The organism is Streptomyces silaceus (assembly GCF_001419745.1).
GTDB lineage: Bacteria > Actinomycetota > Actinomycetes > Streptomycetales > Streptomycetaceae > Streptomyces > Streptomyces silaceus.
In genome coordinates this window covers 1-1,381 of sequence record NZ_LIRJ01000722.1, presented here as the reverse complement: position 1 = coordinate 1,381, position 1,381 = coordinate 1, and the positions used below count along the sequence as shown (strand labels likewise).

The following is a 1,381-nucleotide window of genomic DNA, read 5'->3' as shown; positions in this document are numbered from 1 at the left end:
CTCGCCGTGCCCGTGGGCCGCGACCGAGAGGGAACCGAGGTCGTCCTGGACTTCCGTGCCATGGGCCCGCACGGCGTCGTCCAGGGCTCGAAGGCGGACCTCTCCGCCGTCCTGGAGGAGATCATCGGCGGTCTCGCCGCACGGCACTCCCCGGCCGAGGTCCGCTTCCATCTTCTCGACTCGGCCGATCAGTTCCTCCGGTCGGCGAGGACCGGCATGCTGCCGCACCTGGTGACCGGAGCGGCCCGGGAGCTGGAGCCCGCCCTCGACGCCGAGCGCGCCCGCCGCCGCGAGCTGATCGCCGCCGCGCGCGCGTCCGGCGCTCCGCGCCCCGCCCTGACCAGACTGATCGTGGTGCTCGAAGCGTCGGGGCTGCACGGGGACATCGGCTGGCTCGAGGACCTCGACATCCACCTCCTGCTCCTCGAAGGGCCCCGGCGGGGGCCGGTCGACCTCGACTTCCGCATCGACCTCGCCGCGCCCGGCGGCCCGGTCCTCCACCACTCGGGCGCGCCCCGGGACGGCGTCCCCTTCCGGCTGCCGCTGCCCCGGCGCCTCCCCCAAGAGGCCCAGCTCGGCGACCAGTTCCGCAAGGCCATGTCCTTCGCCCGCCCGGGAAAGCAGCACGAGACGATCGGCATTCTGGAGCGGATCAGGGCCCGCCAGCTCGAATACCTCGGCCCGGCCCACCCCCAGACGCTCGCCACCCGCTGCGAGATCGGCCGTCTGGAGCTCGCGCTCGGGCGCCTCGACGAAGCCCTGGAGTCCTTCTCCGACTGCGCGACGGGCCGCGACACCGTGCTCGGCAGGGAGCACCCCGACACCCTGATCGCGCACCAACTGCGCGCCTACGTCCTCCACCACCTGGGACGCCACGAGGAGACGGACACGATCTGCCGCACCGTGCTGCGCCTCTGGGAGAACATCCGGGACGACCAGCACCCCGACACGCTGCTGAGCCGGCACAACCTCGTCGTCGCACTGATCTCCCTGGGCCGGCACCAGGAGGCCGTGACCGAGGCACGCGCCGCCTACAGCGGACGCCGGGCCGCTCTCGGCGCCGAGCACCCGGACACCCTTGCGAGCGGACACGAACTGGCCGTGGCGCTCAGCGGCGTCGGGCTCCTGGCCGAGGCCCTCGACATCGCGTCGGCCGTCCACGAGGCGCGCTCACGTGTCCTGGGCCCCGACGACCCCGCCACCCTCGCGACGCTGCGAATCCTGACCGACGTCCGGCCACCCCGGCCCTGACCTGCCGGCCCGGCTACGCTGCCGTGAGACCACTGACGACTACGCCACGTACATCGCGGGCCTCCCCCGTGTCCTCGTCGGGGCCGCCGCGCTCTTCCGTGACGCGGAGGGCCGGGTCCTGCTCGTCGAG

Annotated in this window: 1 protein-coding gene; it reads left to right on the top strand. The window is 73.8% G+C overall.

Annotated elements, in window-relative coordinates; genetic code table 11:
• The coding region (locus AOK22_RS39015; RefSeq protein WP_208606515.1) for a tetratricopeptide repeat protein at window positions 1–1,251 on the top strand (1,251 nt) is incomplete at its 5' end.
• Window positions 1,252–1,381: the final 130 nt, after the last annotated feature.